General features: G+C 49.3%; 6 protein-coding genes. 2 read left to right on the top strand and 4 right to left on the bottom strand.

The window, feature by feature from the left end:
* From proS to ACWVCM_RS14155, 4 genes are all read right to left on the bottom strand, one after another.
* On the bottom strand, window positions 1-1108 hold a 1108-nt coding region (gene proS / locus ACWVCM_RS14170), incomplete at its 3' end, for a proline--tRNA ligase (protein WP_455202414.1).
* Window positions 1109-1238: 130 nt separating this feature from the next.
* Complete coding sequence (locus tag ACWVCM_RS14165) at window positions 1239-1586, bottom strand: hypothetical protein (protein WP_455202413.1); 348 nt, start codon at window positions 1584-1586, stop codon at window positions 1239-1241.
* Window positions 1587-1874: 288 nt separating this feature from the next.
* Window positions 1875-2705, bottom strand: a complete 831-nt coding sequence (gene nadC, locus ACWVCM_RS14160) for a carboxylating nicotinate-nucleotide diphosphorylase (protein WP_455202412.1) — start codon at window positions 2703-2705, stop codon at window positions 1875-1877.
* Window positions 2702-3553 carry a class I SAM-dependent methyltransferase gene (locus ACWVCM_RS14155; protein ID WP_455202411.1) on the bottom strand — a complete coding sequence of 284 codons (852 nt, stop codon included), beginning with the start codon at window positions 3551-3553 and terminating at the stop codon, window positions 2702-2704. The genes nadC and ACWVCM_RS14155 overlap by 4 nt, the downstream gene beginning before the upstream one ends.
* A gap of 233 nt (window positions 3554-3786) precedes the next feature.
* Here ACWVCM_RS14155 and ACWVCM_RS14150 point away from each other — a divergent pair, with 233 nt between their 5' ends.
* Both ACWVCM_RS14150 and ACWVCM_RS14145 read left to right on the top strand, forming a co-directional pair.
* The gene (locus ACWVCM_RS14150; protein WP_455202410.1) at window positions 3787-4479 is read left to right on the top strand and encodes a lysophospholipid acyltransferase family protein; all 693 of its coding nucleotides are present in this window, start codon (window positions 3787-3789) and stop codon (window positions 4477-4479) included.
* 156 nt (window positions 4480-4635) lie between these two features.
* Window positions 4636-5660: Clp protease N-terminal domain-containing protein (locus tag ACWVCM_RS14145; protein WP_455202409.1), on the top strand; the 1025-nt coding region annotated here is incomplete at its 3' end.

The raw sequence follows: 5660 nt of genomic DNA, 5'->3' as shown, positions 1-5660 counted from the left end.
GGTGTTTACCCTCTTCATTGGCGCCGCAGACAAAGTCACTGACCACCGCGGCGCTCTGGTCAACGATGACGGGAATTGATAATCCCACCGGCCCGATGGAGCCTGGTTTACAACCCACCGCGGCTTGCACTTCTTCGTCGCTGGCAAAGCGAAACGGCTCAGCAACCTGTTCCAGTTTTGACGCTTTAATGACGTTAAGGTCATGGTCGCCGCGCAGCACCAGGGCAATCACATCGTGTTCACACTCTTCGCTGGCTTTTACGACCAGGGTTTTTAGCATGGATGTCACCGGTACCGTGAGAAACTTGCTGACGTCTTCGATGCTGTGTTTTCCTGGTGTTTCAACGGTTGTCAGTGGCGCTGTTGCTTCTTTACGTCCGGGCTCTTGCACCACTGCTTCTGCCAGTTCGACATTTGCCGCATAGTCGCTTTCGCTGCTGAAGGCGATGGCGTCTTCCCCGGATTGTGCCAGCACATGGAATTCATGGGAGGCATTGCCACCGATGCTACCGGTATCTGCTAATACCGGGCGATAGTCCAGCCGTAACCGGTCAAAGATATTGCAGTAGGCCTGGTGCATTCGATCATAGGTCTCCTGCAGTGAAGCCTGGTCTACGTGAAAAGAATAGGCGTCTTTCATAATGAATTCGCGAGCGCGCATGACGCCAAAGCGGGGACGAATCTCATCGCGAAACTTGGTCTGTATCTGGTAAAAATTAATGGGCAGTTGTTTATAGCTGCGTACTTCGCGGCGGAACAGTTCAGTAATGACTTCTTCATGGGTGGGCCCAAAGCAAAATTCCCGGTTATGGCGGTCATTTATGCGCAGTAACTCCGGGCCATACATCTCCCAGCGCTCGGATTCCTGCCACAGTTCCGCCGGTTGTACCGCGGGCATTAACACTTCCAGGGCACCGGCCTTGTTCATTTCATCGCGAACGATGTTTTCCACCTTTCGTAATACTCGCAGCCCCATTGGCAACCAGGTATAGAGGCCAGCGGCCAGCTTACGGATCATGCCCGCACGTAACATTAACTGGTGGCTAATGACTTCCGCGTCGGAGGGCGTTTCTTTTTGTGTCGCTAGTAAAAATTCGGATGTGCGCATAGTGTTTGATTGGTTACCGGTAGATTTAAGTCAGTGGGGAATTGTAGCCGGAGCATCCAACCAAGGTCCAGAGCGAGTGGCCGCTCTGCAGACTATCTGCAGTAAATAAGCTGGCCAGTTTAGAGATGGATCAGCGAATAATTTTAATGGAGTTAACGAAATGAATTTCTTCAAACCGGCGATTTAGTGCAAAACTGGTAAAATTGGTCATCACTGAGCCGCCTTCCCAGGCCACAATATCATTGCGTTTGACGTTAATCACACTGGATGCCACCCAGAATTGTTCACCGCTATTTTCCAGTTTCATGTAGGTATATCCACCACCGCGCAAGGCATTGACGACTTTTCCGGTCGTGGGAGGGCCTTGTACTTTTTCAGATTTTGGTGGATCGATGGATTTGGATTCGCTAAAAAAATCTGAACATCCGAAAAGGATGAGCGCCATAGCGAAAATTAACAGCCTGCGAGACCTGTTCATGTGAGTTGCTCCTGCGTTAACTGGCCCCAACAGAGCAACGTACTATCTAAAAATTCGTAGACGATTGGTGAAACGACATTGCTAAGTTGGGTCGACTTCCTATCTCATTGTTTTCATTATTATAATTATTTGTATCGGTAAGCTAATGCGCTACCGCGTATCTTTCTTATCCATATTAAAGGGCAAATACGTTACCACAGCGCGATTTGATCGACTATGGGCAAGCGTAGCCTTGTTTGTAGGAAAAAGTGAAGTCAGGCAGTGGAAGACGCCTAAAGATGTGCCTCTTTAGTGTTCAAATCGCATGGAAAGGTCTACAGCCTGTACGTCCTTGGTTAAATCTCCGACCGAAATGTAATCAACTCCGGTTTCTGCAATGGCGCGAATACTCTCCAGTGTCACACCACCTGAAGCTTCCAGTTCGGCGCGGCCCTGGGTGAGTGTGACCGCCTGCCGGAGTTGCTCGTTTGACATATTATCTAATAACAGGCGTTTCGCACCGGCATCCAGCGCGCGTTGTAACTGGTCGAGTGTTTCTACCTCCACCTCGACGAATACGCCGGATTTCGCGCCCAGGCTCCGGGTAATGGCATTCTCCAGGGAACCCGCTGCTTCGATATGATTCTCCTTGATCAGGATCGCGTCATAAAGCCCCATCCGGTGGTTAAAACATCCGCCGCAACGTACCGCATACTTTTGCGCCTGGCGTAGTCCGGGGATGGTCTTACGGGTATCCAGTACCCTGGCACCGGTACCCCGCACCGCATCGGCATAAATGCCCGCTCTCGTTGCCGTGCCTGACAGGGTTTGCAGGAAATTTAGTGCCGTGCGTTCGCCGGCCAGTAACGCGCGCGCGGGTCCGTTGAGTTCGCAGATTATCTGGTCGGCGTTAACGCTATCCCCATCATTAACCTGCCAATGCAGTTTGACGCGCTGGTCTAGCTGATGAAAAACTTCCTCTACCCACTGTACGCCGCATATGATCGCTGACTGACGGGAGATAATCGTGGCTTTGGCAGTCCTGGCTTCGTCAATCAATTCAGCCGTGATATCGCCGCTGCCAATATCTTCCTCAAGTGCAATACGCACTGAGTCTGCAATGGAGGTATCCATTGTCATACGGGCTTGACCAGCTGCAGTACGATAAAACGATAACTGGCGGCACCACTCAGCAAGGCTTTTTTATTGTATTGGGAAAAGTACTGTTCGTTGAACTGTGAAAACTTCTTTTTTAATAAAAATGCCCCAATCTTTGACAGAACGGGATTGTTTGTTTGCAGGTATTGTCCCACGGTTTCACTGGCCGGTTTCAATTTGTTTTTTAAAAACTCATCCATCAGCTCGATTGTGGGTGCTACATATTCGGTAATGTCATCATCGCGTATTAAGCTAAACGGGCTTTGATCGATGAATTGGTATAAATCAGGTAATGTGTGTTTGATAGCTTTGTTAGCGTGAGCATTGATACTGTCAGGCAAAAAGGTATCGCAGATGATGGTTAAACCACCAGGCTTTAACAGTTTCTGCACCTTAGTGAAGGCGCGCGGTATCGGGATGTGGTTGAGGCTTTCGTTAAATAATATGACGTCGTAATACTGTTGGTAGATTTGCTCGGGAAAATCTTCAAATTTCGATTCAAATACTTTCGATGTACTGTCGGGTAGTTCTGCCAGGCGCTGTTTCACCTGTTCAATCAGGAAATGGGAAGGACTAACGGCATCAACCTGATATTCCTGTTGTGTCAATAAGGAAAGGATGTGCCCCGTACCACAGCCAACATCCAGTATATGCGTTTCATTGACCGCCGGGTCCGGTAATTCTGAGGCGATCAGGTTGGCGAAGCGGCGTTGGGCGATGGCCAGGTTGGCAAAATTCAGTTCCAGTTCGTCGTCCCACAAGCCGTAATGCAGGTCCTGAATTCCCAGTAGCTGTTGGCCAAGTGCCAGGCTCAGCTCATGTTCGGTCATTTTGTATTTTGCCAATGCTGTCAGTCCTTCGCCTGTTTATAATTTTTTACCATGGAAGCATTCAGGGCTATGCGAAGAAATAGTACTGGGTTCGACTTTTCCTTACAAGCGATTCAAGAGGATTGATTAATATTTGCATGCTCCTGGATTAGTGGTACAGAGGCATGTGAAGTGAGCAAACAGTGATATATGGCAAGATCTGGGACAATAATAGTGTGCAGAATACAAATAATATGTTTGAGCTACTCGTGATTATTGCGGCTGCTATTATTGCGCTCTCCAGTGTTAGCTATTTTTATTTTCGTCGCTGCGATCAGTATAGTTCGGCGGACTGGGGAAGTCCTTTTAAAAATCGTTTGGCCGGTATGTTCTGCCGGTTTGCTTATCATTATCACCGCTTCACTTATACACCACTACCACTGCCTCAGGAAGGTGGGGCCATCGTAGTGTCCAATCATGTATCTGGATTAGATCCTGTGCTGTTAATTGCGGCAAGTCCACGACCGTTACGATTCTTAATTGCGCGGGAACAATATGACCGGTTTGGTTTGCGCTGGATTTTTCGAACGGCGGGCTGTATTCCTGTTGAAAGATCCAAACGCCCCGAGCAGGCGATGCGGGCGGCATTACGTGCACTCAATGAGGGCGAAGTCATTGCCCTGTTTCCACACGGCAAGATTCACCTGGATAGCGATCCGCCGGTTAAGATAAAAGGTGGTGCCATTCGTTTGGCACAAATTAGCGGTTGTCCTGTTTTTCCGGCGCGCATTGAAGGTGTACGCGGGCAAGGGCACACGGTAGCGGCAGTTTTTATTAAAAGCGATGCCGACCTGGTTGCATATCCCCCCTGTTATTGTGATCCAGAGCATTACACTCAGAATCTGGAAAAACTCCAGCAAGTGCTGGAGCAATCCCATGCCGGTTAATCATCCGTCAATGTGCTCTGTAATAGCTAATTTTGCGCTTGAATCAGGGTAAAAAGACCCAATTAATTGCTTATCAAATTGTTGTTAATGATAGTCATCGAGTTCGGTGGTGCGCAGTACCCTGCGAGCACTGATTTTTCTCTGGAGAACAAATAGATGCGAATGGATAAATTGACCAGCAAATTCCAGTCTGCTCTGGCGGATGCGCAAAGCCTTGCCGTGGGGCGAGACAACCAGTTTATTGAACCGGTGCATGTCATCGCAGCCATGCTGGACCAGCAGGGCAGTACCATTCGGCATTTATTGACCAATGCCGGAGTAAACGTTAACAGCCTGCGTTCCCAGCTTGGTGAGGCAATGGAGTCTCTGCCACAGGTGCAGGGTATGGCCGGCGATGTTCATATTTCCCAGGACCTCGGTCGCCTGTTGAATGTTACCGACAAGCTGGCTCAGCAACGCAAAGACCAGTACATCTCCAGTGAGTTATTTGTGCTGGCTGCCATTGATGACAACGGTAAGCTGGGCGAATTGTTACGTAAGCTGGGCGCTTCGAAAACCAACCTTGAAAAAGCCATTGACGATATCCGCGGTGGACAAAACGTCGATGATCCTAACGCTGAAGAGCAACGTCAGGCTCTGGAAAAATACACCATTGATTTAACTGAGCGCGCCGAGCAGGGCAAGCTTGATCCGGTGATTGGTCGTGACGATGAGATTCGTCGTACTGTCCAGGTTCTGCAACGACGGACCAAAAACAATCCGGTGTTGATTGGTGAGCCGGGCGTGGGTAAAACTGCGATCGTTGAAGGTCTGGCGCAACGCATTATTAATGGTGAAGTCCCGGAAGGATTAAAGAACAAGCGCCTGCTTTCCCTGGATATGGGCGCATTAATCGCGGGCGCAAAATTTCGCGGGGAGTTTGAAGAACGTTTAAAAGCCGTATTGAATGACCTGGCCAAACAGGAAGGTCAGATTATTTTGTTCATTGACGAACTGCATACCATGGTCGGTGCCGGTAAAGCTGAAGGCGCCATGGATGCGGGGAATATGCTAAAGCCAGCCCTGGCGCGCGGTGAGTTGCATTGCGTGGGTGCGACAACATTAAATGAATATCGGGAAAACCTGGAGAAAGATGCAGCGCTGGAACGTCGCTTCCAGAAAGTACTGGTTAATGAACCCAG

It is taken from the genome of Kaarinaea lacus (genome assembly GCF_975902315.1).
The sequence above is the reverse complement of the archived record's forward strand: the minus strand, read 5'-3'. Positions and strand labels throughout refer to the sequence as shown.